Origin of the sequence: Aureispira sp. CCB-E, assembly GCF_031326345.1 — a bacterium.
Classification (GTDB): domain Bacteria; phylum Bacteroidota; class Bacteroidia; order Chitinophagales; family Saprospiraceae; genus Aureispira.
Genome location: NZ_CP133671.1, coordinates 6,133,031 through 6,159,415, shown reverse-complemented (window position 1 = coordinate 6,159,415; position 26,385 = coordinate 6,133,031). Strand labels below are relative to the sequence as shown.

The following is a 26,385-nucleotide window of genomic DNA, read 5'->3' as shown; positions in this document are numbered from 1 at the left end:
TACTTTAAATGTACTTAAGAATTGGTAGAAAAGCTAGTTTTTGTAGAACGTTATTACAAAATAGCCCACTTAAAAGCATTCTTTTGATATTACTTTTAGTGGGCTATTGTCTACTTTTTGGAGTCTTAGAATAGAGGCAATTAAGTGTTATGACTCTAATAAATAATTATAATCTACCCATGCCAAATTCAATTGCAAAACAAGTTGTAGGTAACGCCTTTTAACTTCTATAATTTGCTCCAAACCTTGAAGGACATTCAAATAATCTAATTCTCCAATAGAGAATGCCTGTTGATTGAGAGCTTGTTGTTGTTGTAATGTTGGCAGCAAAACCGTTTCAAAGTAGCTTAGTTGCTTGGTTAATAACCGAATGTTTTGTACCGCTATTTTTTGCTGACTTTGCAATTGTTGTAATTGCCAAACTTTGCGTTGTTCTAGCATTCTACTATTTAAGGTATTAGCTTGAACCTGTGCCTTAATCCCTTTGGCAAATAAAGGAACATTCAAACCAATTTGACCTCCAAAGTTAGGAAATGTTCCCTCTGCTACTTGTAGTTGGATGCCTGTTGATAATTGAGGTAGTAATTGACTTTCAATTACTTCACTCTGCAAATCATTTGCTAGTTTACTTTGATGGATTTGCTCGACCAAAGGATGTTTGTCCAAATTGATTGGCGCAATCCTCGACGAGGAAGGAGTTAATGAAGTGTCAGCTACGTCAATGATGGAGCTATCCATTAATATTTGTTGAAGCAAAATCAATTGGTTGGTATAGTCTTGTTCCAAATTCATTTGTTGCCATTCAATTTGTTGTTTGGCAGATTGTGTTGTGATCAACGGAATTGCTCCAGTTTCGCCAACTTTTGCTCGTTTTTTGGCAATGGTTTCGATTTTATCATAAACGATCAACAATTCTTTGTTAAGCCCTTCTTGACTTTTTAAAAATAACAATTGCTGATACAAAGCAGCAACCGATCGCTCCAGTTGTTTTTGGGTCGCAACCTTTTGCCATTCGCCTGTTTGCGCGAGCGCTTCTTGATACACTGATTTTCGTTTGGCAACCTGAGGCATGTTGAAATCTTGTTGTGCATAAAGGGCATGCACACCAGTTCCAGCAGCACCAAGTTCTTCCATGCTATACCCCAAACTTAAGAAAGGCTGATTTTTGCCTGCATCTTTCAAGATGCGCTGTTGTTGGATATATAAATCTTGTTGCAAGATCGTTGGATGTTGTGTTTTGACTTGTTCGATTGCTTCTTCTAAGCTAATAACTCTTTGCGCATTTAAACGCCAACACATTATGACAAAGAGTGTTGTTATCAAAATAAATCTATGCATGTGTTTTTTGTTTTAGTAAATAAAAAGTACAAGGAACGACTACTAAGTTGAGTAGGGTAGAAGAAACAAGTCCCCCTACTATGACAACAGCCATAGGGCTTTGGATTTCATTTCCTGCCTGCCCTCCAGCTAAGATCAAAGGAATTAGAGCCAGTCCAGTCGTAGTAGCTGTCATTAAAATAGGGTTGAGTCGATCCAAGGAGCCTTCTACAATGGCTTTTTTTAGCGATTTGCCTTCTTCTAACAAAACTTGATACCTTGAAATGAGTAACATTCCATTTCTGGTTGCAATTCCAAATAAACTAATAAAACCAATGGTACTGGCAATAGAGATAATTCCAGAATCAAAATAAATCATAAAAATTCCTCCAATTAAAGCCAAAGGTAGGTTGGTGAGAATAATAATAGACAGCCAGAATTCTTTGAATTCTCGTAAGATGAGGAAGAAAATAATAACTAAAGAAAACAAGGAAGTTAACAAGAGCATACTCGTTGCTTTTTGCTCGTTCTCAAACTGACCACCATATTCTAGGTGATAACCTTCGGGGAGCTGTACATTTTGAGCGATGGTAGCTTGAATTTCTTCTACAGCACTTTTTAAATCTCGGTTGGCAACATTCGTGGCAATGACTAGTTTTCGGTGTACATTTTCTCGACTAATGCGCTCAGGACTACTGTTGGATACAATTCGAGCTACTTTACCAAAAGGAATTTTATCCCCTTCAAAGTTCTCAATCAAGAGGTGCTCTAGTTTTTCGATTTTGTCCCTTGCTTTTTCTTCCAAACGCAATTTTAAATTAAAGCTACGCTGATTTTCGTATACTTGGACTACTGTTTTTCCACCAATAGCCATGTCAATAAAATTGGCAAATTGCTCTATACTAATGCCACTACGAGCTAACATTTCATGTTTAGGATAGATATAAATGTGAGGAATTTCTGTCTTTTGATCCAAGTTAACATCCACAATTCCATCAATAGAACTAATGTTCTGTTTGATCTCATTGCCAATTTGGAACATTTTGGTTAAATCCTCTCCAAATAACTTAATAGCAACATTAGAACGAGTACCAGAAATCATGTGGTCGATTCGATGTGAGATGGGTTGACCAATGTTAATGGTGACTCCAGGTAGTGCCCCAATTTTGGCACGAATATCTGCCAATACTTCACTTTTAGAACGCTCCTTCATATTTAAAGGAACCTCAATTTCAGAGGCATAATGACTTTGAGCATGCTCATCCATTGATGCACGACCAGTACGGCGACCTACCAAGTCTACTTCTGGTATTTCTAATAATAGTTGTTCTACTTTTGTTCCAATTTTATTGGTTTCTGTTAAAGACGTTTCAGGAGGTACTACTACAGAGATGGTCAAAGAGCCCTCATTGAAATCAGGCAAAAAGGAACGACCTAAACTAGACATTGTAACAATAGAAATAACCAACAAAACAAATGCAACTCCTAATACAACATAAGAACGGTTTAAGCTTAGCTTCAAAACCTTGTTATACAGACGCATTAAGCTGCGAATAACAATATTGTAGTTGATTTTTTGTGTTTCTGTTTCCTCTGCTTGGGCATCTGTTTTGAGTAAGACACTACATAGGGCAGGTGTAATGGCAACTGCTACCAATAAAGAAACGACAATAACGATTAAAAAAGCGATCCCTAAAGGCTGTAAAAGACGTCCTTCAACTCCACTAAGGAAGAACAAGGGCAAGAAAGAAGCAATAATAATCAAAGAAGAATTCAGAATAGAAGACCGGACTTCAAATGTCGCTTCATAGATAATCGTTAGTTTACTGCGTTGTTGATCAATGGGCAAGATGGCATTTTGACGCAGCCGTTTATAAACATTCTCAACATCCACAATAGCATCGTCTACCAATACACCAACGGCGATAGCCAAACCACCCAAAGTCATGGTGTTAATAGAAAAACCTGTCCAGTATAATACTAAAATACTTGTGAGTAGCGATAGAGGAATGGTAATAACGGAAATCAAGGTCGTTCGCCATTCCATTAAAAACAAGAAGAGGACTAAAATAACAAAGAAAATACCTTCCAATAAAACACGCTGTAAGTTATTAATAGAATTTTCGATAAAATCCCCTTGTTTGAATAGTGCTGGGTTTAACTCAACAGAGGTAGGCAAATTTTTGGCAATCTCTTGGACTGTTTTGTCAATTTCTTGAGTTAATTTTAGGGTGTTGGCACTAGGTTGTTTTAGGATGGTTAAGGTTAACGCATCTTGACCATTGATCGAAGCATTTCCTAACTTGGGGGCGCCTCCAATTTTGACATCAGCCAAGTCTCCAACACGGATAGCTACTTCTCCTTCCATTTTAACAAAGGCTTCTTCGATCTCCTGAATAGAGCGAATTCTACCTTTGCCAGAGATTAAATATTGCTTGCCATACTGTTCTAAATAACCACCAGAGGCATTGTGATTTAATTGTTCAATTGCTTGGTATAGTTCTTCTAAAGAAACATGATGCAACTTCATTTTGGCAGGAGAAGCCAATACTTGATACTCTTTTTCTTGACCTCCATAAATAATAACTTTGGCAACACCTTCAACGGCCAATAAACGAGGCTTGATATACCAATTGGCTAAGGTATTCATTTCAATTCCAGATAGAGAGTCGGAAGACATACCGATCATCTGAATTTCTCCCATAATAGAGGCGATTGGTGCCATGACTGGTGTTTTGACCTTGTCTGGCAAATCAGATTGTACGGTTCCAAGACGCTCGTTGACAATTTGCCGAGCACGATAAATATCCGTTCCCCAATCAAATTCTACAATAACACTAGAAAGTTCAGAGGAAGAAGTCGAGCGAATGCGTCGAACATTGGGGGCACCATTTAAGGCGGTTTCTAGTTTGAATGTAACCAATCGTTCCATTTCTTCGGCAGACATGCCATGCGCTTCTGTCATGACCGTTACAGTCGGAGCAGTTAAGTCAGGAAATACGTCTACATCTACCTGTGTGGTAACCCAAGCACCTGCTAACATTAGCAAGACTGCGATGACCAACACAACAGCTCGATTGTGCAGCGCATTTTTTATAATTATATTTAACATCTAATTTTGATTTATTGTTGAGAACGTGGCAGCATACCCCATGGATTGTTCCTTAGTTTCTGTTGCCGCGTTTATGATGGTTAGTGATTGTGACCAGCGTGTGGATCCACCGTTCCAGCCATAGAGGCTAATTTTACTTGCAAAGCACCTTTGGTAACTACTTTGTCGTTAAGAGATAGTCCAGATAAAATTTCGACTACTTTACCGTCATTAACACCAATTTCTACCACTTGCTTCTCATAACTTTCAGCACTCTTTTGAACAAAAGTTACATAGCTTCCCATTTCTTCGAGGACAGCAGAGACAGGAACCGTTAGGCGCTTGGTATTGGCTTGTGTCATTAAAAAAACTTCCACCATAGCTCCTGGAGATAAATCAGGATGATTGTTAATCTCAAAATATAGTGGAATGTAATGTCCTTCTGCATGGCTGGTCATTCGACCAAAGGAAATAACTTTCCCCTCCAAGTCAGACATTGAATAAGCTCTATCGGTATAAGGATTGACAAAATTAGCATCTACGATGGTGGGTAATAACGAACGATAACGTGGGGAGACATCTACTTTAATTTGCACTCGACTTGTTTTAAGAATGGAGGCAAGAGGCTGTCCTGCTTTGACAAATTGCCCTTCTTGTACCAATAATTGAGATACAAAGCCTGTGGTAGAAGTGGTCACCAAATGGCGTTTTTCTCCTTTGTTGAATAATTTCTTAATGTTGTCAAACTCTGCTTGCGCCAATTCGTATTCATTTAAAGCTTGATCGTATTCTTTTTGACCAATAATATTATCGTCCATAAGCTTCTTTTTGCGATCCAAGTTGGCTTTTTGGCGATCAAGATTCGATTGTGCTTTTATAAAATTCATCTCTAAGTCATCCTCCATGATTCCCTTTCCTGTCACTGTAAAAAGCAATTCTCCTGAGCGGACTGCTGTACCAGAGGTTAGATTTTTTTTGCGAATATTGACAACTCCATCTCGTTTGGCAACCAATGTCGATAAATCAGTGGTAGAAGGTTCTATAATCCCTGAGGTGTGAACGACATTTCCAACAGGTCTTTGTTGAACCGTTTCCACATCAAATAAATTATTCCATGCTTCTTGACGTTGATAGCTAATACTTCCTGTCGGGTCTGCATTGGGATGCGTTCCTTGAAAAGCGGCTTCTTCGTTTTCGAATACAGGGATGTTATTAAGAACCAAAGAGCGTTTGTTTCCTTCTTTGCCAACAACAAAGATTAGTTTGTGTTGACCAGCGTTCGAAAAACTCAATTGTGCTTCATAGATACCTTTAGAGATGCTTTGACTGGGTAACTTTGGACCATTATTAATATGGATACTTAGTTCTGATGAAAGCGGCTGAAAACCATCTAGGGTTGTTAAAATGACTCGTATAGAGTTGGTTTTATTTATAATGAAAGGCGCAAACTCAACAAATAATTCGGTGTTGCCTTCCCATAATGTATAGGTGATGACCTCTAATTCTGGTCCATGATTATGCCCTTCGTGTGCATCGTGGTTGTGACCACTGTGATCATGATCATGTCCTTCATGATCGTGAGAATGGCAACCTGTTATGAATAACCAGCTAGCTACCATTAGTAGCAGGATGAATAATTTCATGTTATAAATGATATTTTGACACTTTGAAATACCTGATGTTGCCCAATTTGTAATCTGATGACGATGTAGTACAGTAGCAGATGACTAGCACAATTGGTAGCCCAAAGTGTTATTTTTAATAATTGTATGTTAGTATTATACTTTGTTGCATTATTCCTCGATTGTTGTTATTAAGGCTTGGAGGATAACGCATAAGTCTAGTTTTAGTGAACATTTACGACTAGATACGAGTCCTTCAAGGTTTTTACAATCAAACTTAGAGGAAAATAGAGTACAACATTGTGAGTTGGATAGCAGCAAACTCCATGGATAAATACACAATAACTTATCTCCTTCTATGTTGTTTGATAAGAAGTATACAAGTGAGATTATAGACGACAAGTAGCATGACAAAACCGAATTAACAACCTCGTTTTGAGGCGTAATTGGGATGTTCTCTACTTGAAATATTTCCTAGTTAGTGTATAGTGTATTAATTATTGGAATTGCTGTTAGACTACTTGGGGAGGATGCCAAATGTCTTTAGAGAGGAGTTGTTTGTAATTGTCGGTAGGCATTGCCCATTCTGTTGGTTCTAAATTTTGTGTGTTGCCATTAAATGGGAGATTAGAGGCGTCAATAGCTTGGAAGCTAGGGATGTTTAGTATAAAATGACTAATGCCACAAGCACAAAAAGGAGTACAAGCGTGATGGTGGTTAGAACCTTCATCGTGGTGGTGGTGATTTTCATTGGTCACAACCGTTGTATGGGTACATTTTTCGTGCATGTCTATGCCTACTATATTTTCCATGACTTTAGTATATAGCAAGGTGTGATTGCAAGGCACAACCATTAAACAAGTAAAATAAACACTATATATTATCAATAGAAAATGTTTCATACAGCTAAGATAAACAAAAATGATGCTCAAATCAACAACTGAATCTGCTTTTTTTTGTTTCAAGGCAAAATTAGTGATTGGAAATATACACTTCTTTTTATTAAGGTGTAAATAATTTTTCAATCTACTTAACTTTTGAATCTAAAAAGTAGTACCTTGTGTACTCATAATAGAATACAAGACCTCGCTATAAGAGCGAAGCAAATTAACAAAAGAGTTGTATCAATCAACTTGTATTTTTTATCTAAAAAAGTTTGTCGGAAATGTTTGATATTCAGCATCCTGATCGTTTTGTGAATCGTCATCTGGGCCCCAATAAAGAAGCATTAAAAGATATGTTAGCAACTATTGGTGTAGACTCTTTAGAGCAACTAATAGAGGAAACGGTTCCGTCTAATATTCGTTATAAAAAAGAGTTAAATCTTCCTGAAGCTATGTCAGAGTTTGATTACTTGAACATGCTTAAAGAAGTAGCCGCCAAGAACAAGGTGTTTAAATCATACATTGGTTTGGGATATTACCCAACGATTACACCTCCTGCTATTTTAAGAAACGTTTTTCAGAATCCTGGTTGGTATACTCCTTATACGCCTTATCAAGCAGAAATAGCACAAGGTCGTTTGGAAGCATTGTTGAATTTCCAAACTATGGTGAGTGATTTAACAGGTTTGCCAATAGCAAATGCTTCTTTGTTGGACGAAGGAACTGCTGCGGCAGAGGCTATGTACATGTTTTATAACAATAAAAACAAGCGTGCAAAAGGAGATTTGGCCAATCAAATCTTAGTTTCTAAAAAAATATACCCTCAAACCTTGGATGTTATTTATGCAAGGGCTGAACCATTGGATATTGAGGTCGTTCTAACAGATACTTTTGAGATAACAGATAAAACATTTGCTATATTATTACAATATCCTGACTTAAACGGGGAGGTGGTTGACTATAAGGCAATTGTAGAAAAAGCGCAAGCCAATAAAATACATACTATTGTAGCTGCGGACTTAATGAGTTTGGCATTGTTGACACCTCCAGGAGAATGGGGGGCAGATGCTGTGGTTGGAAATACACAGCGTTTTGGTGTGCCAATGGGCTTTGGTGGTCCTCACGCTGCTTACTTTGCAACAAAGGATGATTTTAAACGCCAAATTCCTGGGCGGATTATTGGGGTATCTATAGACAGTAGTGGAGATCGTGCTTTGCGAATGGCTTTGCAAACAAGAGAGCAACATATTCGACGCGATAAGGCAACCTCTAATATTTGTACAGCGCAGGCTTTGTTGGCTGTTATGGCAAGTATGTATGCGGTTTATCATGGTCCTGATGGTATCAAAGCAATTGCTGGGCGTATGCATACGTTAACACAAATCTTAGATTTGGAATTACAACGATTGGGGTACAAACAGTTAAACAGCTATTATTTTGATACAATAAAAATAGAGATTGATCCTACTCAAAGAGGAAAAATTAAAGATGCGGCTTTGGCAGCTAAAATGAATTTCTACTATGCTGATGAGCAATCTGTTCAAATTTCGTTGAATGAAGTTGTTGACATTCGTGCTGTAGCAGAAATTATAAATGTTTTTGCAGAGTTGAAAGGAGCAGCTGATGTTTCAATAGAACAGTTGGTAAATAAATACAAAGATTTAACCGTAAAAATCCCTGCTGACTTAGTACGAACAACGGCTTATTTGACACACCCAACATTTAATACGTATCATTCAGAAAGTCAGTTGATGCGTTACATCAAGATGTTAGAAAATAAAGATTTGTCATTGGTGCACTCGATGATTTCTTTGGGCTCTTGTACGATGAAGCTAAATGCAGCGACAGAAATGTTTCCTGTGTCTTGGCCTGAATTTTCAGATATACATCCGTTTGCTCCAAGCAGTCAAACAAAGGGCTACGAACAGCTGATTAATGAATTAGAAGATTACTTGTGTGTTATCACAGGATTTGATGCTTGTTCGTTGATGTCCAATTCTGGTGCACAGGGAGAATACTCTGGTTTGTTAGCCATTCGTGCTTATCATAAGTCAAGGGGAGAAGGGCATCGAAATATTGCTCTAATTCCATCTTCTGCACATGGAACAAATCCTGCTTCTGCAGTTTTGGCAGGAATGAAAGTGGTTGTAACAAAATGCGATGAGCGAGGAAATTTGGATATTAATGACTTAGCCGAAAAAGCCGAAAAGTACAAAGATAATTTAGCTGCTTTGATGGTTACTTATCCTTCAACACATGGTGTTTTTGAAGCAAATATCAAAGAAGTGTGCGCCTTGATCCACAAATTTGGAGGAAAGGTTTATATGGATGGAGCGAATATGAATGCACAAGTAGGGTTAACTTCTCCAGGAGAGATCGGGGCAGATGTTTGTCACCTAAATTTACACAAGACTTTTGCAATCCCTCATGGCGGGGGAGGACCAGGAATGGGACCTATTTGTGTGAACGAAAGTTTAGCGCCATTCTTACCCAAGCATGCTTTCCGTATGGTTGGAGGGAGTCAAGGGTCACATGCCGTTTCGGCAGCACCTTGGGGCTCTGCTAGCATTTTGCTGATTTCTTATGGATATATTCGATTATTGGGGCGTACGGGTTGTAAAGCAGCTACCGAATATGCTATTTTAAATGCCAATTATATCAAAGCAAAATTAGAGACGGAATACGATGTTTTGTATACAGGAGAGCAAGGACGTGCTGCGCATGAATTAATTATTGATTTGCGTAATTTTAAAGCAGTAGGGGTATCTGCTGAAGATGTTGCTAAGCGTTTGATGGATTATGGTTTCCATGCTCCAACTATGTCGTTCCCTGTTGCGGGGACTATTATGATAGAACCCACCGAATCAGAAGATCAAGCAGAACTAGATCGTTTTTGTGATGCCTTGTTAGAAATTCGCAAAGAAATTGATGAAATTGCAACAGGCAAAGCGGATGCTCAAAATAATGTATTGCATAATGCCCCTCACAAACAAACAGTTGTTGTAAGTTCTGAGTGGGATCGACCATACAGTGTCGAAAAAGCAGTATTCCCGTTGCCTTATTTAAGAACGAACAAGTTTTGGCCACAAATAGGGCGGGTTAATAATGCCTATGGCGATAAAAATTTAATTTGTGCTTGTCCTCCAATGGAAATGTACGAAGAGGTAGAAGCGTAGTCTTATTTTAAGATAAAAGATAATGAGCTGGTAGTTGTGTCATACAATTATCAGCTTTTTTAATATAGGCTTAATATGGAGATAAAAAGCAGTTTGTAGATGCAACGAGTTAACACTTTTTAACGTTTGATTTACATCGGGGCGGGTAAGTGTTGAAAAGTTGTAAAGAGTTTTTTTGCGTATAAAATGAGGTGTTAGAGGTGATTTACCGTATAAAAAACTACTAAAAAACCATCTTAAAACAATAAATTCTTTACAAAATGTTAAAATATCTCCGTTAAAATTGACTTGTTATTTTAATTCTTGGTGATTAAAATGTAACTTTGAGAGATTCTCAAGAAATAGAAAGCGCTGTGTATTGTAGTTTTATTACATTTTTAGAAAAGTATAAAGCTACTTTTACTTGTTGGAAGCTATTCTTAAGGTTAATAAAATAATGACGGTCACCCCAACAAGAACAACGTCCTATAGAGGATTACTATTATACGTAATACATATATTATTTTTTTAACTACTAAATCATATAGTTTTGGATAGCAAAAATTTTCCTCCAAGTTTAGCGCAACGATGTTGGCGTTATTCGCGTATCCTCTTACTAGCTTTGGGCTTTTTTGTCTTCGGCAGTCAAGATGCGAACGCTTCTCATTTTGCTGGTGCAGATCTCACTTATGAATGTGTTGGTAATAACCGATACGTTGTTACTCTAACAATATATCGAGATTGTGTTGGTGCAGGAATGGGAACTACAGAATTTATTGGTCTTACGTCTGCTAGTTGTGGGGTTACTCCTCCTAATATTGGTTTGCCAAGAGACACTTTTTATGAAGCATCTCAACTATGTGCTCCTGAATTAGCAAATTCAGCTTGTAAACCAGGTGGAACACTTCCTGGAATTGAGGCACATGTTTATCGAGATACAATTACTCTACCTCAAACTTGTACAGATTGGGTAATTAGTTGGTCTAGTTGTTGTCGAAATGCTGCGATTACAAACTTAGCATTAAACCAAGCTTCTTTTTACATCGAAGCAGGGATTAACAGTACTATATGTAATAGCTCTCCGACGTTTACATCAAACCCAACGCCTTATTTTTGTGCAGGACAATGTTACGATTATAATCACGGTGCTTTTGATCCAGAGAATGATTCGCTGCGGTATGCGATGAGTTGTCCATTGCAAGGAGCTAATAACTGTATTCCTCATGCGGCACCGCAAACAGTTCAACAGCCCTTAGTTACTAACCCTGCGAATAGCTTTGTATTGGATAGTGTGACAGGACAAATGTCTTTCTGTCTTGCACCAAACCAAACACAAATCGCTGTAGCAGCAGTAACAATTTACCAAATTATTAATGGCGATACAATGGGATATGTACAACGTGATATTCAAATGGTTGTTTTGAATAATGCGAACTGTACCTCTCCAGTAGGTTCTAACTCTCCATTGGTATTAAACGGAGGTTCTTATGATACGACAGCAAATACATTTGTTGTTTGTGCAGGGGAAACTTTAATCTTCGAATTGATTTTGACAGATCCTGATGGAGATACGATTCAAATTAATCCTGCAAATACGAACATTAATCAAGTATTTGGATCTAGCGCTTCGCTTATTTTACAAAACACAGCTCCTTTTAGACCAGATAGTGCAAAACTATTTGTTCAAGTACAAGCAGTTCCATCTAATATTGGTGTCAACCAGTTTACGATAGGTATTACCGATGGTGCTTGTCCTATTCCAGGAGACCAAATTTTAGGTTATAACTTGATTATACCAGGGGTTGAAGTGACAGCTTCAGATACCACAATTTGTCCTGGTATTGCCCAACAAATACAAATGAATGCGAATAGTTTCTCCTCGGTCGGAGCATTAGCAGCAGGAACTTTCTCTTGGACTCAATTATCAGGTCCTAGTATAACATTTAGTGATGATACAATTCCTAACCCATTAGTAGACGTTCCTTCAACAACTTTAGATGGAGAAGTAATTACTTTACAAGTTACCTTTACAACAACACCAGACCCTGTTACAGGGACAAGTTGTGTGACAACAGATTCCGTTTCTATCTTCTTAAGTGCTTTGCCACTAAGTTTGAATATATTTGCAACAGATACTTCTCTGTGTCCAAATAATCAACCTGATACCGTTTCGTTTAATACAGCGATTTCTGGACCAGGTATTGATTTGGTAAATGGGGTGTACTCTTGGACAGCCAATCCATCAAGTTATTTAGGTAATTTGACAAGTACTAGTGTCAATAATCCAGATGCGATCGTAAGTGGAGGACCTGGAGATGCGGTTACTTATGCGGTTAATTATACGTATGGATTATGTACAGGTTCGGATAGCATTGAATTAACTTGGAGAAATGCTATACCTCTAGTGAGTGCTGCTCAAGATACTATTTGTCCTGGAGATACAACCCAATTAACAGCTGTACTTTCAGATTCTATTATTGTAATTGACCCAACAGCATGTAGTACGTATACAGTAGATCCAATTCCATACGGACCTGTTGCAGGTTCGGGAACTTCTGTATCGTTGCCAGATGATGGAATTACAGGAGCATTACCAATCGGATTTAGCTTTGAGTTTTTCTGCAATACCTATACTCAATTTATTATTAGTTCAAATGGATTTATTTCATTTAATTTGGCTTCGCCTCATGGGTGTTGTTCAGGACAATTAGTGCCTGATAATGGTCCTGGACCAAATAATGTCATTGCCTTAGCTTGGGAAGATTTGAATCCAGGTGCTGGTGGTACTATCGAATACTTTACAGTAGGTACTGCACCGAACCGGCAGTTGATTGTTAATTACATCAACGTACCTCGTTTTGGTGGTGCTAGCAACGTGTCAGGGCAAATTGTGTTGCACGAAGGAACCAATATAATTGATATCCACAGTACTTCTATTACAGGTGCTGCCTTTGATGTTACTACACAAGGTATCGAAAATAATGATGGTACAGCAGGTTTTGCCGTGCCAGGTCGTAATGGAGTTGCTAACTGGTCGGCAAACAATGATGCTTTCCGTTTCACACCAGGTGTGGCATTCTTATTTGGACCAATTACATACAACTGGACACCAGGATTTGCTGTTTCTGATGCAGCAGCATACAACCCAGATGCATTCCCTCCGTCTACAACTACTTTTGTAGCACAAATTAACGAAAAGGGATGTATCTTAACAGATTCGGTAGAAATATTTGTGAATAGCCAAATTCCAGTTCCAACTGTTTCTTGTGGTACGCCTGCTAATCAAGCAACAACTGTATTGTTTGAGTGGGGTGGTTCTCCAGGAGCAACAGGATGGGAATATAGTTTAGATTCAGGTTTGACTTGGACTCCTAGACCATTGGCTGATAGTTCTTACTTAGTTACAGGATTGACAAATGGCGATTGTGCTAATATTTTAGTTCGTGCTGTTGGTGGTGCAGGCCCTTGTCCAACAAATGCCGCTGCATATTTAGAATGTTGCACGACACCTTGTCCAATGCCAACGACTTCAACAATTACTAATCTAACTTGTAATGGTTCGAACGATGGAACGATGACAATTGATATTGATGGAGGGGTTTTAGGAGATCATCCTAGTTATACCGCAACTTTATTTGACACTTCTGGTGCTCAAATAGGAACTCCATTTGTTACTCCTGCTGGAACATCACCAGCAACAGCTACCTTTACAGGGTTATCTGCGGGAGTATATTATGCTTACTTGACAGATACATTTGGTTGCTTTACCAATTCTGATACATTAGTAATTACAGAACCAGATACACTGATTATTTCTTTAGATAATACAACTTTAACGACTTGTTTTGGCGATGCAGATGGAACAGGAACTGTTCTTGCTACGGGAGGAACTCCTTCGTATAACTTCCAATGGGATGCTGCTGCAAATGGACAAACAACGGCTACAGCTACTGGATTGGCACGTGGCAACTATGATGTAATTTTGACAGATGCGAATGGTTGTATGGATACTTTAACAGTAACTATTAATTCTCCATTCCCTGCTGCTCCTGCAATTACGCTAAACTCTACACCAAGTACAAGTTGTGCTGGAGATGGTACGGCTACTGTTTTTGCTACCTTTAATATGGTAGGTAGTGCCAATGACTATACTTACACTTGGGCTAACAGTACTTCTACTGGACCAACAGCTACTAACTTGCCTTCAGGTATGGCAATTGTTACGGTAACAGATGTGAATGGTTGTCAAGCAGTAGATAGTGTTTTGGTTACAGGTAGCCCAACCGTAAGTATTACAGCTATGCCTGTAATTAATACTGGATGTGGTACTTCTGTAGGACAAATTACTGTAGCGGCTACCGGTGACCCTGCGGGATATACTTATCAGTGGTCTCCAAATGCAAATGGACAAACAACAGCTTTGATTACTGGTTTAGGCTTGGGTACATACGATGTTACTGTAACAGGTATTTCAAATGGATGTACAGCAACTGGAACAGCAATCGTACAAGAGGCAAGCCCATTGAACGTTGTTGGATTTAATGTTACTAACCCAACTTGTGGTGGTAGTGATGGAGATGCTACTGTACTAACAGTAGGAGCTACTGGCGCTTTATCTTACAATTGGTCCAATACTCAAACAACCAACCCTGCTACAGGTTTGGCTGCGGGAACATATTTTGTAACCGTTACAGATGCAGCGACAGGTTGTTCTGCAATTGGTGATACTGTATTGATTCAGCCTAATTTCTCAGCTAGCTTTACAGCACAAAATGATCCATCTTGTAACTTGTCAAATGGTAGTATTACGGTGACAGGTACTGTGACAGATGGTCCTGCTGGTCCATTTACATACTTGTGGAGTGATGGACAAACAACAGCAACGGCTACTGGTTTGAGTGCTGGTGTGGCATATACTTGTGATGTTACTTATCAAGGATGTACACAAACAGTAGGTCCTTTGACAATGAACAGTAGTACCTTACAAATTGCAATTACAGATAAAGATGATATTATTTGTAACGGAGACTTGTCTTCTTATGCAAATGTAACATTAGTAACAGGTGATTCAGCAACAACTACTTACTTGTGGTCTAATGGAGCAACTACTCAGAATATTTCTGGAATGCCTGCTGGAACATATACTGTGACAGCAACATCTGGTTCTTGTACCGTAACACAATCTATTACAGTAGTAGATGTTACGTTGACTGTTAATGCATGGATTGTAAGTGCAGGTCAAAAAACAGCAACTATTCAAGTAAATGATGTTGTTCCTATTAGTGGAGGGGTTGTGACAAATCACGCTAACCCTGTTTATACTTGGTCAGAAAGCAACCCTGCAATCGTAGATATTACAGATTCTACGGCAATTGCTACTGATGCCACAGGTAATCCTGGTAATGGTAGTTCTTGGTTGACATTCTCTGCAACAGCTGGACCTTGTACGGCTGTAGACTCTGTAATGGTAACTGTAGAATCTTACATGGGAATGCCAACAGCCTTTACGCCAAATAACGATGGAATTAACGATTTATTCCAACCTGCTGGTTTGCAAATGTCTGATAAGGTAATTCAATTTAAGATTTACAACCGTTGGGGACAATTAATGTATGATGATACTGTTAATCACTTCTGGGATGGTACATTTAATGGAGTACCTCAACCACAAGATGTGTATGTTTATGTATTTGAATATATTCCTTCTGTAGGTAACCCAATCTTAATTAGAGGTGAATTTACATTGATACGATAAGAATCAATTATTATCGAAATATATTAAAGCGACTGCCCAATTCGGGTGGTCGCTTTTTGTATGTAGTAGGTGCATGTGTAGTAGGGGGTATTAGGTAAGTGATCAAAAAGAACTTTTGTACAAATACTTAAGGTTGAATTTTTCGAAAAGTAAGGTTGATTCTAGGTGTTGTAATACGTTTTGTTTTAGCAATTTGGTGTTGCCATTTATGTTGACTATCTCCTTGCATAAGCAAGAGACTACCCGGTTCTAGCAATACGGTAGTTTTTATTTTATGATCTTCTTTTTGGCGCAGTTGAAATTTTCTGGCAGTCCCCAAACTAATAGATGCTATTGTAGGCTGTGTTCCTAGTTCTTTTTCATCATCGCTGTGCCACCCCATACTATCTTGACCATCTCTATACAAGTTGGCAAGTACAGAGTTAAAATTTAGTTGTAATTCATGTTGTAATTTTTCTCGAAGCTGCTTTAAATCATTGTCCCAACCTTCTGCGGTTAAAGTCGTTTGAGAATAGGTGTACTGAATGCCTTTATCACCATACCAAGCAATCAGCCTAGGTTGCCAAATAGTCTTCCCAAACATACGAATAGGGTATTGTTGCCAATCTAAATTATGAAGCAACTTTTGATACAATACTTGGGCTTCAACTGTCGATAAAAAATTATTGTAATAAAGAATGTTATCTGATTGGCTTAATATAGAAATGGCTTTATTTTTGGAGCTCTTCATCTAAAAAAGGATTTTTAGTTGATATTTCAAAAGTGAATAATTATCTTGTATTAGCTCTCCATATATACAACATATATTCTGAAATATTAATTGATAAATTAGCAGAATAAATACTTAGAACTACTTTTAAAAGAAGATTACTGGATTAAAGATACAACTTTAAGACAACTAGATGTGTTTATTTAGTGACAGACAAAGTTTATTTTTACCCACAAAAAATTAAATAATATCGATTAAAATCTACTAGCAAGACCGCTAATAGATAAAAACACACACGTTATGGCAAAAGCAGGAAAGATAGTAAAAACAGTTCTCAAAGTAATAGGCGTTATTCTTATTCTAATTATTGGGGCACTGATAGCAATTCCTTATTTCTTTAAGGATGAAATTCTGGATAGAGCAAAAGAATTTGCCAATGAACAAATTAATGCAGATTTAGATTTTGATAATGATCAAGTGAGTTTATCATTGTTGTGGACATTCCCTAATTTTAGTTTTAATATTGGTGATTTATCCGTAACAGGAAAAGAGGAGTTTGAAGGAAAAAAGTTGGCTCAAATAGGCAATTTTTACTTTACACTGAATCTGATGGATGTTTATAATGGAGAATATCGCATTAATGGTGTTACTCTAAGTGATGCGGATTTGTATATAAAAGTATTGAGAAATGGTAAAGCAAATTATGATATATTCGAGACCGAACCTTCGAAAGAAGAAAAAGGCGGAAGCAGCGATTTAGAATTGGCTATTGATTATTGGTCGGTAGAAAATACAAATTTTGTTTATGATGACAGAACAGCTGAGATTTATGTTGAAGTCAAAAATTTGAATCATAATGGTAGTGGTGATTTCTCAACAACTGTATTTGATTTGGAAACAGAAACAGATATTGAGGCATTAACGATTGCAATGGGGCAAGTTTCTTATTTGAAAAAGGCAGCAGTTAATGTAGATTTTAATGCCAATATAGATTTAGGGAGAAAGGTCTACAAAATTCAAGATAATACCTTTCGTTTGAATGACCTTGTCTTGAAATTGGATGGAGAGGTAGCTCAACCATCTGAGGATGATTTGAAAATGGATTTGAAATTCAATGCTCCGAATACAGCATTTTCAGAAGTCTTGTCTATGATTCCAGCAGCCTATACCAAAGATTTTTCTTCTGTTAAAACCAAAGGAGATTTTAAATTTAACGGCTATGCAAAAGGAATTTTAAATACTAAAAAAGAGAGTTATCCTGCGTTTGGAATTGATTTATCGGTCAAAGATGCAGAGTTTCAGTACCCTGATTTGCCATTGCCTGTAGAAGATATTAATACTAAGATATCGGTAAAAAGTCCTTCTTCAAATTTAGATAAGATGGCTATTGATGTGAGCCAGTTTCATGTTAAAATTGGTTTGAATCCTTTTGATGCTATGTTGAAACTGCGTACTCCTATTAGTGACCCTGATGTGGAAGCTAAAATAGATGGTACTATCAATCTGACCGAATTAGGAAAGGCATTTCCAATGGAAGGTGTTTCAAAGCTTTCAGGAATTGTTAAAGCCAACTTAGAGACCAATACAAAGATGTCTTATGTCAATAATAAACAATACGATAAGGTTAAGATGAAAGGCTTGGTGATTGTTTCTAATGCTAACTATGTATCTGCGAATTTGCCTCCTGTAAAGATTCATACAATGGCACTCAATTTTACGCCGAATAATGTTGATTTACAAAATTTCGATTTAAAAGTAGGGAAAAGCGATGTCAAAGCTAGCGGAAAGTTGGATAACATTTTAACCTATTTTTCTAGAGATAAAATCATGAGAGGAGACCTAAAAGTCATCTCTAATATGCTAGATTTTAATGAAATTTTAGAAGCAGCAGGTGGGGCAACTTCTACTTCAGAAGAGTCCTCTAAAACCACTTCAGAAGAAGAGTTAGCAACCAGTATGCAAGATACGACAAGCTCCAAAGAAGCACCAATCTTTGATAGTTTTGAATTTGGGATGGATGTAGACTTGAAGCAGGTAAAGTATGATGTTTATGATGTTAAGAACTTTACAGCTAAAGGTAGTTTTGCACCAATGAGAGCAGAACTAAAAGATATGAGCTTGATGATTGGGAAAGTAGATTTGAGGGCAAAAGGTACTTTGGAGAATATTTACGGCTATTTGTTTGCGGATGAAATCATAGATGGAGAACTCACTTTGTATTCTAATTATATGAATTTAAATCAGTTTATGTCTGAGGATGGAACGGCTGTAGAAAAAGAAGAAGAAATTAATGAGGTGCCTGATGATTTGAGTCAAGTGGAAAATGATCTAGAACCAATGCAAATCCCTGGCAATATTAATTTTACGCTTTATGCAACGTTTAAAACATTGATTTATGATACTTATAATCTGAAGAATGTTCAAGCAGAGGCGCATGTTTATGATCATATATTGGATATTAATGCGTTGAGAGCAAATGCTTTTGGTGGTGCAATGGCTATGAATGGGAAGTATGATACGCAAGACCCTGCTAACCCCAAATTTAAGTTTGGGTACGATGCCTCAAAGGTAGATATTCAAAAAATTGCAAAACAAGTAGGGCTGTCTAAACGATTTTTGCCAATCTTAGAATCTGTCTATGGGCAGTTCAATTCTGAATTTGAAATCAATGGTGTTTTGGATAAAAATTTATACCCAGATTTAGGTTCTTTGTCTGCGAAGGGAATTTTAAAGACATTTAATACTACGATTAAGAATAACAAAAGTTTGGACGCCTTGAGTGATAAACTTAATATGGAAGATTTAAGTACATTGGATTTAGGAAATACAACCAATTTCTTTACGATAGAAGATGGACGTTTGAAAATTGATCCTGCAACGTATGCCGTAAAAGGAATGGATATCATTTTTGGAGGGTCACATGGTTTAGACAATACGTTGGATTATGATATGAAAATGCGTGTTCCTCGTGAGCTTTTATCTAAGAATGCCGCAGGCGCAGCTGCGAATAATGCTGTCAGTGCAGGTTTAGGAGCTTTGGGCGCACAAGCAGATAAATTAGGTATAAAGATACAGGATAGTGAGTATTTAAATCTAAATGTAGGTGTCGGTGGAACGGTTAAGAAGCCTAAATTTAATGTCAAATTATTAGGAGCAGGAGGAAACGGTGACAAAGGGTTGGCTGGGCAAGCTGTGGATGCTGTTAAAGAAGAAGCGCAAAAGGTAAAGGATGAAATAGAAGCAAAAGCAAAAGCGGAAGCAGAACGAATTCGTGCAGAGGCAGAAGCAAAACTAAAAGCAGAACAAGAACGTTTGAAAAGAGAAGCAGAAGAAAAGGCAAAACAGTTGGCACAACAGGCGGTAAAAGATCCAAGCTCTGTTGTTGATAGCTTAAAGAATATCGACCCAAGTAAGATTATCAAAAATCCTGGAAATATTCTTAAAAATCCTGGTGGTCTTTTGGGCGGAGATAAAAACAAAGATGGGAACAAAAAAGGAGACGATAAAAAAACAAATCCTTTTGGTAAATTTAAAAATCCTTTTGGACCGAAATAGCTTTTTAAGCTTTGAATAGAATGCTCTGCTCTTAGGAAATATTTGTCTTAGGAGTAGAGCATTTGTTTTTATTGGAAGTGCTGTATTCTGGGCAAAGGGAATTTTTTATTGTTAAAATGGTTTATATCATTATCTTTGTGAAACTAGAAGCAGATAGGATTATTATCTTTTAAAGATCTTGATTTTAAATAGTGAAAAGGCAACGTCTAGCAAATTATTAACAAGAGTAACATGAACATAGAATTAACAATAAAGGAAAATGTATCTAAAGCCATTGAAACGCTTTATGATAAAAAAATAGAACTAAATCAGGTTCAAATCAAACAAATTCCCAAGCACTTGGAAGGAGACTATAGTGTCATCACATTTCCTTTTGCCAAAGTATTAGGAAAGAAACCTAACGAGATTGCTGCTGAATTGGCTACTCAGTTAATGGCGCAAAGCAAGGTGATTGCAAATGCTATTTCGGCGGGACCTGGTTTTTGTAACTTGAGTATAGGAGATGCCTATTGGACCGATTTTGTGAAAGAGGTTTTAAAAAGTGAAGCTTATGGACAACATCCTTCAAAAAACGAAACGGTGGTGGTCGAATATTCTTCTCCAAATACGAATAAACCGTTGCATTTAGGGCATATTAGAAACAATCTTTTGGGCTATGCAACGGCTGAAATTCTTAAGGCAGCGGGATACGATGTGAAAAAAGTTCAAATTATCAACGATAGGGGGATTCATATTTGTAAGTCGATGTTGGCTTGGCAAAAATGGGGTAATGGCGCAACACCTGCCTCTAGCCAAATGAAAGGAGATCATCTCGTTGGTTTCTATTATGTGGAATTTGAAAAGCATTTTCAACAAGAGTATTCGGCTTGGCAAGAAACAGAAGTTGGTCAGCAGCATTTGACAGAATGGCTATCCAATGAAAAGAATGTTAAAAAAGCAGAAAAAGCCATTGAAAAGCAAAAGCAAAAAGCAATAAAAGAGGCAGAAAAAAATGATATTCCTGTTCCAACAGAAAAAGAATTAAGCCTTAAATACAATTTGAAAAACTATTTTTATAAAGAGGTTTATAAGAATAAGTATTTTAATAAATATAGTGTATTGGGGACTGCAGCTAAGAATATGCTTCAAAAATGGGAGGCAAATGATGCAGAAATCAAAAACCTTTGGAATACAATGAACAACTGGGTTTATGAAGGGTTTAAGGAAACCTATGAAACCTTAGGGGTTAATTTTGATAAGTTGTATTACGAATCCCAAACCTATCTGTCGGGCAAACAATTGGTCGTTGATGAATTGAAGTCTGAAAACTCTATTTTCTTTAAAAAGGATGATGGTTCTACTTGGATAGATTTGACCGATGTCAAATTGGATGAAAAAGTGGTCTTGAGAAGTGATGGAACATCTATGTATATTACACAAGACTTGGGAACTGCTGCTTTGAGATTCCAAGATTTTGGAATGGATAGAATGGTGTATGTTGTGGGGAATGAACAAGATTATCATTTTAAGGTGTTGTTTGAAACCTTGAAACGTTTGGGGCATAGCTTTGCCAATAATTGTCACCACTTGTCATACGGAATGGTCAATTTGACAACTGGTAGAATGAAATCTAGAGAGGGAACGGTAGTAGATGCCGATCATTTGATGGCTGATGTTATTGCAAATGTAAAAGCGGAATCTGAAAGTAGAGAGAAATTGACGGAGTTAACGGAAGCTGAAAAGGTGAAAATTTGGGAGGCAGTTGCTTTGGGAGCTTTGAAATTTTATATCTTAAAAGTAGAGCCTAGAAAAACCATGACATTTGATCCTAAGCAATCAATCGACTTGCAAGGACAAACCGGACCTTATATTCAAAATGCACACGTAAGAACGCAGTCTGTTCAGCGAATGGTGGTAGAGAAAGGGATAGAATTGGTGTCGTATGATCATTATCAATTGAGCGATGTAGAGCGTGATATTCTTGTCTTAGTACACGAATTACCAAGTACTATTGAAAAGGCGGCTCAAAATTACAATCCAGCAGATATTGCGAATTATCTCTACGATTTGGCAAAAGAATTTCATAAGTTCTGGGGAAATACAACGATTTTGGATGCGGCTAATCCTGCGGCAACTTCCTTCCGTTTAGATATGAGCAAAGCGGTGGCGGTAGCACTCAAAGCTGCGGGGCAGCTAATTGGTATGCAAATGCCAGATAGAATGTAGTGAAAAACGATTTTAGTGATCATAGAGCAATCTAGCATTTTGTGTTAGATTGCTTTTTTGTTGTAGAGAGGACTTATTTAGATTCCAGAAAATAATTTCCAACCTTGCTTTGGATTTCAAATAATTGGTTAAAAAAATACTAAAAGTCCTTTTTTCAAATACTAAAATATAAAAAGTAGAGTTTACTTAAATAGGGAAATAGAAATTGTCATACGACTTTTTATTACTTATAACACACTTTGTTTGTTAAGTCAGAGAACAGGAAATAAACGATCTAATAGATACCTTTGTCTGAAGAATCCCTTATTTTTAAATAAAACAATACTTACTTATAAGACAAACTAATACATTGAACGAATAACTTACCGAGGCTAGGTGAGTTGTCAAAGGATTACAAAACAAGTTTTATAAAGTCTCTTAAATAGAGACAATTAGGGATTAATCATTCAATGTATGCAATTATTTAAGATTGTTTTTATTGCCGTTTGGGCAATATCCACTCAACATTTGGTCGCACAAGAAATAGAGGCAGGGTTATTGGCTTGTGAAACAGCTGATACCCCAGACTTATTGGCGCCACCAATTTCCAATATTGAACATTATTACAAAGAACTGATCGCTAAAGAAGGGCAAAATGCACGCTATCGTGCAAGTGATTTAGCTTTGCAAAAATACGGCTGTGACAAGGAAGAGTACAGTGCCAAACTGTATAATTTACTAGCAGAAGAAGCCTTTTTGATGCAGAACTATGAGGTGGCGAAATTGTACTATGACAAAGTTCTAGAAACAGAATTTGTGGCAGATTATTTTGCACAAGGTTTAGTTGCAGATCGAGCTAAATTAACAGCATTAGTGGGGCTTCGTAATATTGCCATGCAAGAGGAAGATTATTCAACTGCTTTGATTTTTCATCAGAGTTATGTCGACTCGTTGGAAAAAAATTGGAGAACCATTGCTGCACAGAATAAATTGGAGCACGATAAAATATTTGCAAAATGTTATCAAGCTTTAGGGCAGTCGGAACAAGCCATTAATTATTTGATGCCTTATGCTTTTGGTGCAGTAGCAGGAACTTATGGTACGATTGATAAAGAGGCGATTGACTATCTAACAGATTTGTTACGCACAAAATATCCTAAGAAAATATACAAACAGTTTCTAAATAATATAGCAATGCAAATTTATAGTGAGGAAAAAGGAGGGAAGGTGCTGTTTTTTCTGCAAGTCCTAGATAATAAGATTTATTTCCAAAATGATTCGGCAAATTATCAATATCGAGTGGCAGAAAACGCCTCATTGAGGGGGCAGGCAGTGGCACATTATCAACGAAAATTGTTGAATTCTTATTTTTATCAAAGTCTATTTCGGTAATTGTAAACTGTTTTAGTGTCATAATGGCACCTTTAATGAAGGTTTTAATGTCATTTTGTCATTTGTTTTTGTGTTTTTTGTACTTTTTGTCGCTTTGTGTTCTTTTTTTTTGATTGGTATTGGATTTGACTAATAGAAAAGCAACAACACAACAAAAAATATTTTAACAATACAACCATTAATCATCTTGTTCAAATAGATAAACGTTGAAAGATGATTGACATTAAACAACACAACAATTATGAGATTAGTAACAAGAAATTTCAATAGACCAACAATCAATACTTTTCCTAGTTTATGGAACGATTTATTTGCGGATGACTTTTTTGCCAAGCAAGCTAAGAACAAAAATACCTGCAATCCAGTTTATACCAACACACCAGCGGTAAACATCAAAAATAGAGCAGGGCATTATTTTATCGAAGTGGCTGCACCTGGCTTCAAAAAGTCAGACTTTTCGGTAGAGTTAGAAGATAGTACCTTGACAATTGCTGCAAAGAAAGTTGAGGAAAAAGCGACAGAAGGGGCAGGCGAAAAAACAGAAAAAGAGAGCTATACGCATCGTGAATTTGCAAGCCGTTCTTTTAAAAGAGCATTTACTATCCCAGAAAAAGCAGTCGATGTTGATAAAATTGAAGCAAGTTATGAAGCTGGAGTTTTGGTTATTTCAATTCCTAAAAAGGAAGTAGAAGAAACAAAATTAAATATTGATGTTCTGTAAGCACTACGCTGTTGAAACCACGCAGTAGCAGCGCAGCAAACTAAGTAAAGCGATTTTGCGAAGTAAATCGTATTAGTAAGAATAAACGCACAAGTTTCCTTGGTAGCTACTTAGATAGAAAGAAGCGTAGATGATGTATACAATAGAAGATAAGCAATAAGTAGTTGCCAATTGTTCACCCTTTAAAACAAGAAAATAATGAGTAGTAGTAGTAATTATAGGTTTCAAGTCGTTTCGGATTCGTTCCGAAACGACCATTTTTCCATCTCAAAAGATGTGGGGGGAGTTGGAAAAGTACGTCCCAATTTAGAAGCGGTTGATTTTATGCCAAAAGTAATCTCTAGAGAAAAAAATAAAAGTTAAACAAAACTAGAGGTTTGGATGTTATAAAGACATAGAAATTACAACAGAAGAGTGGTCGTTTAAGACTATTTAAAAATAAGAAGGTCGCTTTGCGATAGATACGAAAATTAGCACCCCAAGGTGCTATAGGTCACGTTAAGACAACCCAAAGAAAAAAAATGTGCTATCTTGATATATCGAGATGGCTTTTTTTGTTTTAAGAGGCACCTCTATTTTTAGAAATGATAGACAATTCCATTTATAAATTGATACTTCTTTCGAAAAAAAAAAGTTAAACAAAACGCAAATTTTTTCAAAAAAAGTTAAACAAAACTGGAGGTTTGAGTGTTATAAAGATATAGAAATTACAACACAATAGTAGTCTAAGACTACTTAAAAATAGGAAGGTCACTTGACGATAGATGCGAAGATTAGTACCAGTAGGCGCTATAGGTCACGACAAAGAAACCTCAAAGAAGAAATTATGCTGTCTTGATATATTCGAGATAGCTTTTCTTATTTTAGGAAAGAAAGAGTTTAATGAAAAAAAGCAATCATTTCTTTAGCGACAAGATTTTCCAAGCCTTCTTTATGCCCTAGTAAATTATCATCAATAAATTGCTGTAATAAACAAAGAATCTCTTTTTCTGCTTTAGATTGCAAAGGAAGCATGGCATTGTTAAGATATATTCTACGAGGTGTTGTATAAGGAATTAAGTCATCGTCAAGGTTGGGTAAAAAATCAATTTTAATTTTTTGATTTGTATGTAATTCAAGTTGCAGCATTAAACTGCAAGGTTGGGGTGGAACCCAAGCATGAACTTGTTTGATTTCGGAGTAATTGGGAATAAAGAAAACGGTCATATTGGTGCGGTGATGTTTATGTTAGCAGGCTCAAATCAAGTCTTGTTTTTTCATCCATTTTCTAGCTTCACGATAAGTAAGAGGCGACAACAAGTCTTGGTAAGATGTTGTAAAGTGTATCACCGCTTCTGCGTTAGTTTTGGAATATTCTCTCAATGCCCAACCACTAGCTTTCTGAACAAAGAACTCTTTGGAATCTGCACGACCTAAAATATAATCGAATAAGATTTGTTGATTGGTTTTATCTTTGTATTTTAATTGAAATATAATTGCTACCCTTTGCAACCAAAAATTGTCTGACTCAATCCATTTTTTGGTATAAGGAATGGTGTGTTTTGGATATTTTAAAAGCATTGCTCCAATAAGCCTTGGAGCTAAATAATCTACTGTATCCCACCAAGATTTTTGAACCACAAGTTGTTCCCATAGGTTTAACCAACTAGGAGATAATTTTTTGATAGATTGATGCATAAGATCTAATGCGTGGTATTGTAATTCACGATAAGGACTTTCCCATAAAGCCTGAACAAGTGAGGGAAGTTCCTCTAGGGTAGGGCGTGTTCTTGTTTCCCAAAACGATTTACATAATTTTTGGCGAGCAGGTTTTTTTAATCCAAAAAAATCAAATTGATTGCGCATATAGCCAGCCATAATAGGGGCGTCTACTGGGTTTTGGTGAGCACTTAGAAAAGTGCTTAACTCTGCTGTAATTTGTTGTGAATCCATGTAGAAAACGATTTGTAGCAACCAATTGAGAATACGGTGATTATTAAAATCAAAAATAAAATAAAATT

Annotated in this window: 14 protein-coding genes; 7 read left to right on the top strand and 7 right to left on the bottom strand. The window is 36.9% G+C overall.

Translation table 11 applies throughout. From position 1 onward, the window contains the following. Window positions 1-147: 147 nt before the first annotated feature. The 4 genes from QP953_RS23925 to QP953_RS23910 all read right to left on the bottom strand — a co-directional run bounded on the left by QP953_RS23925 (window position 148) and on the right by QP953_RS23910 (window position 6,842). Complete coding sequence (locus QP953_RS23925) at window positions 148-1,338, bottom strand: TolC family protein (RefSeq protein ID WP_309553184.1); 1,191 nt, start codon at window positions 1,336-1,338, stop codon at window positions 148-150. Beyond that, window positions 1,331-4,429 (bottom strand): efflux RND transporter permease subunit, encoded by a 3,099-nt coding sequence (locus tag QP953_RS23920; protein WP_309553183.1) that lies wholly within the window; start codon window positions 4,427-4,429, stop codon window positions 1,331-1,333. Before QP953_RS23920 ends, QP953_RS23925 begins: the two co-directional genes overlap by 8 nt. Before the next feature lie 80 nt (window positions 4,430-4,509). Continuing rightward, on the bottom strand, window positions 4,510-6,051 hold the full coding sequence (locus QP953_RS23915) for an efflux RND transporter periplasmic adaptor subunit (RefSeq protein WP_081909441.1): 1,542 nt from the start codon (window positions 6,049-6,051) through the stop codon (window positions 4,510-4,512). 491 nt (window positions 6,052-6,542) lie between these two features. After that, the gene (locus QP953_RS23910; RefSeq protein WP_156039635.1) at window positions 6,543-6,842 is read right to left on the bottom strand and encodes a hypothetical protein; all 300 of its coding nucleotides are present in this window, start codon (window positions 6,840-6,842) and stop codon (window positions 6,543-6,545) included. Between the two features lie 353 nt (window positions 6,843-7,195). On the opposite strand from QP953_RS23910, the gene gcvP reads away from it, so the two are divergent. Together gcvP and QP953_RS23900 are read left to right on the top strand one after the other, a co-directional pair. After that, a complete protein-coding gene (gene gcvP, locus QP953_RS23905; RefSeq protein ID WP_309553182.1) occupies window positions 7,196-10,090 on the top strand; it encodes an aminomethyl-transferring glycine dehydrogenase in 2,895 nt (964 codons plus the stop codon). A 529-nt stretch (window positions 10,091-10,619) separates the two neighbouring features. Further along, a complete protein-coding gene (locus QP953_RS23900) occupies window positions 10,620-15,824 on the top strand; it encodes a T9SS type B sorting domain-containing protein (RefSeq protein WP_309553181.1) in 5,205 nt (1,734 codons plus the stop codon). Window positions 15,825-15,951: 127 nt separating this feature from the next. Here QP953_RS23900 and QP953_RS23895 read toward each other — a convergent pair whose 3' ends face one another. Beyond that, window positions 15,952-16,554, bottom strand: a complete 603-nt coding sequence (locus QP953_RS23895; RefSeq protein WP_309553180.1) for an alpha-ketoglutarate-dependent dioxygenase AlkB — start codon at window positions 16,552-16,554, stop codon at window positions 15,952-15,954. A gap of 279 nt (window positions 16,555-16,833) precedes the next feature. Here QP953_RS23895 and QP953_RS23890 point away from each other — a divergent pair, with 279 nt between their 5' ends. From QP953_RS23890 to QP953_RS23870, 5 genes are all read left to right on the top strand, one after another. Beyond that, the gene (locus QP953_RS23890; RefSeq protein ID WP_309553179.1) at window positions 16,834-20,088 is read left to right on the top strand and encodes an AsmA-like C-terminal region-containing protein; all 3,255 of its coding nucleotides are present in this window, start codon (window positions 16,834-16,836) and stop codon (window positions 20,086-20,088) included. Between the two features lie 231 nt (window positions 20,089-20,319). Beyond that, a complete protein-coding gene (argS, locus tag QP953_RS23885; RefSeq protein WP_309553178.1) occupies window positions 20,320-22,293 on the top strand; it encodes an arginine--tRNA ligase in 1,974 nt (657 codons plus the stop codon). A 453-nt stretch (window positions 22,294-22,746) separates the two neighbouring features. Continuing rightward, a complete protein-coding gene (locus QP953_RS23880; protein WP_052592847.1) occupies window positions 22,747-23,664 on the top strand; it encodes a hypothetical protein in 918 nt (305 codons plus the stop codon). Window positions 23,665-23,905: 241 nt separating this feature from the next. Further along, window positions 23,906-24,385 carry an Hsp20/alpha crystallin family protein gene (locus tag QP953_RS23875; protein WP_309553177.1) on the top strand — a complete coding sequence of 160 codons (480 nt, stop codon included), beginning with the start codon at window positions 23,906-23,908 and terminating at the stop codon, window positions 24,383-24,385. Between the two features lie 198 nt (window positions 24,386-24,583). Continuing rightward, the gene (locus QP953_RS23870; RefSeq protein ID WP_156039636.1) at window positions 24,584-24,748 is read left to right on the top strand and encodes a hypothetical protein; all 165 of its coding nucleotides are present in this window, start codon (window positions 24,584-24,586) and stop codon (window positions 24,746-24,748) included. 516 nt (window positions 24,749-25,264) lie between these two features. Here QP953_RS23870 and QP953_RS23865 read toward each other — a convergent pair. Beyond that, a complete protein-coding gene (locus QP953_RS23865; RefSeq protein ID WP_052592851.1) occupies window positions 25,265-25,591 on the bottom strand; it encodes a hypothetical protein in 327 nt (108 codons plus the stop codon). Window positions 25,592-25,621: 30 nt separating this feature from the next. Next, on the bottom strand, window positions 25,622-26,317 hold the full coding sequence (locus QP953_RS23860) for a DNA alkylation repair protein (protein WP_309553176.1): 696 nt from the start codon (window positions 26,315-26,317) through the stop codon (window positions 25,622-25,624). Window positions 26,318-26,385 lie beyond the last annotated feature (68 nt).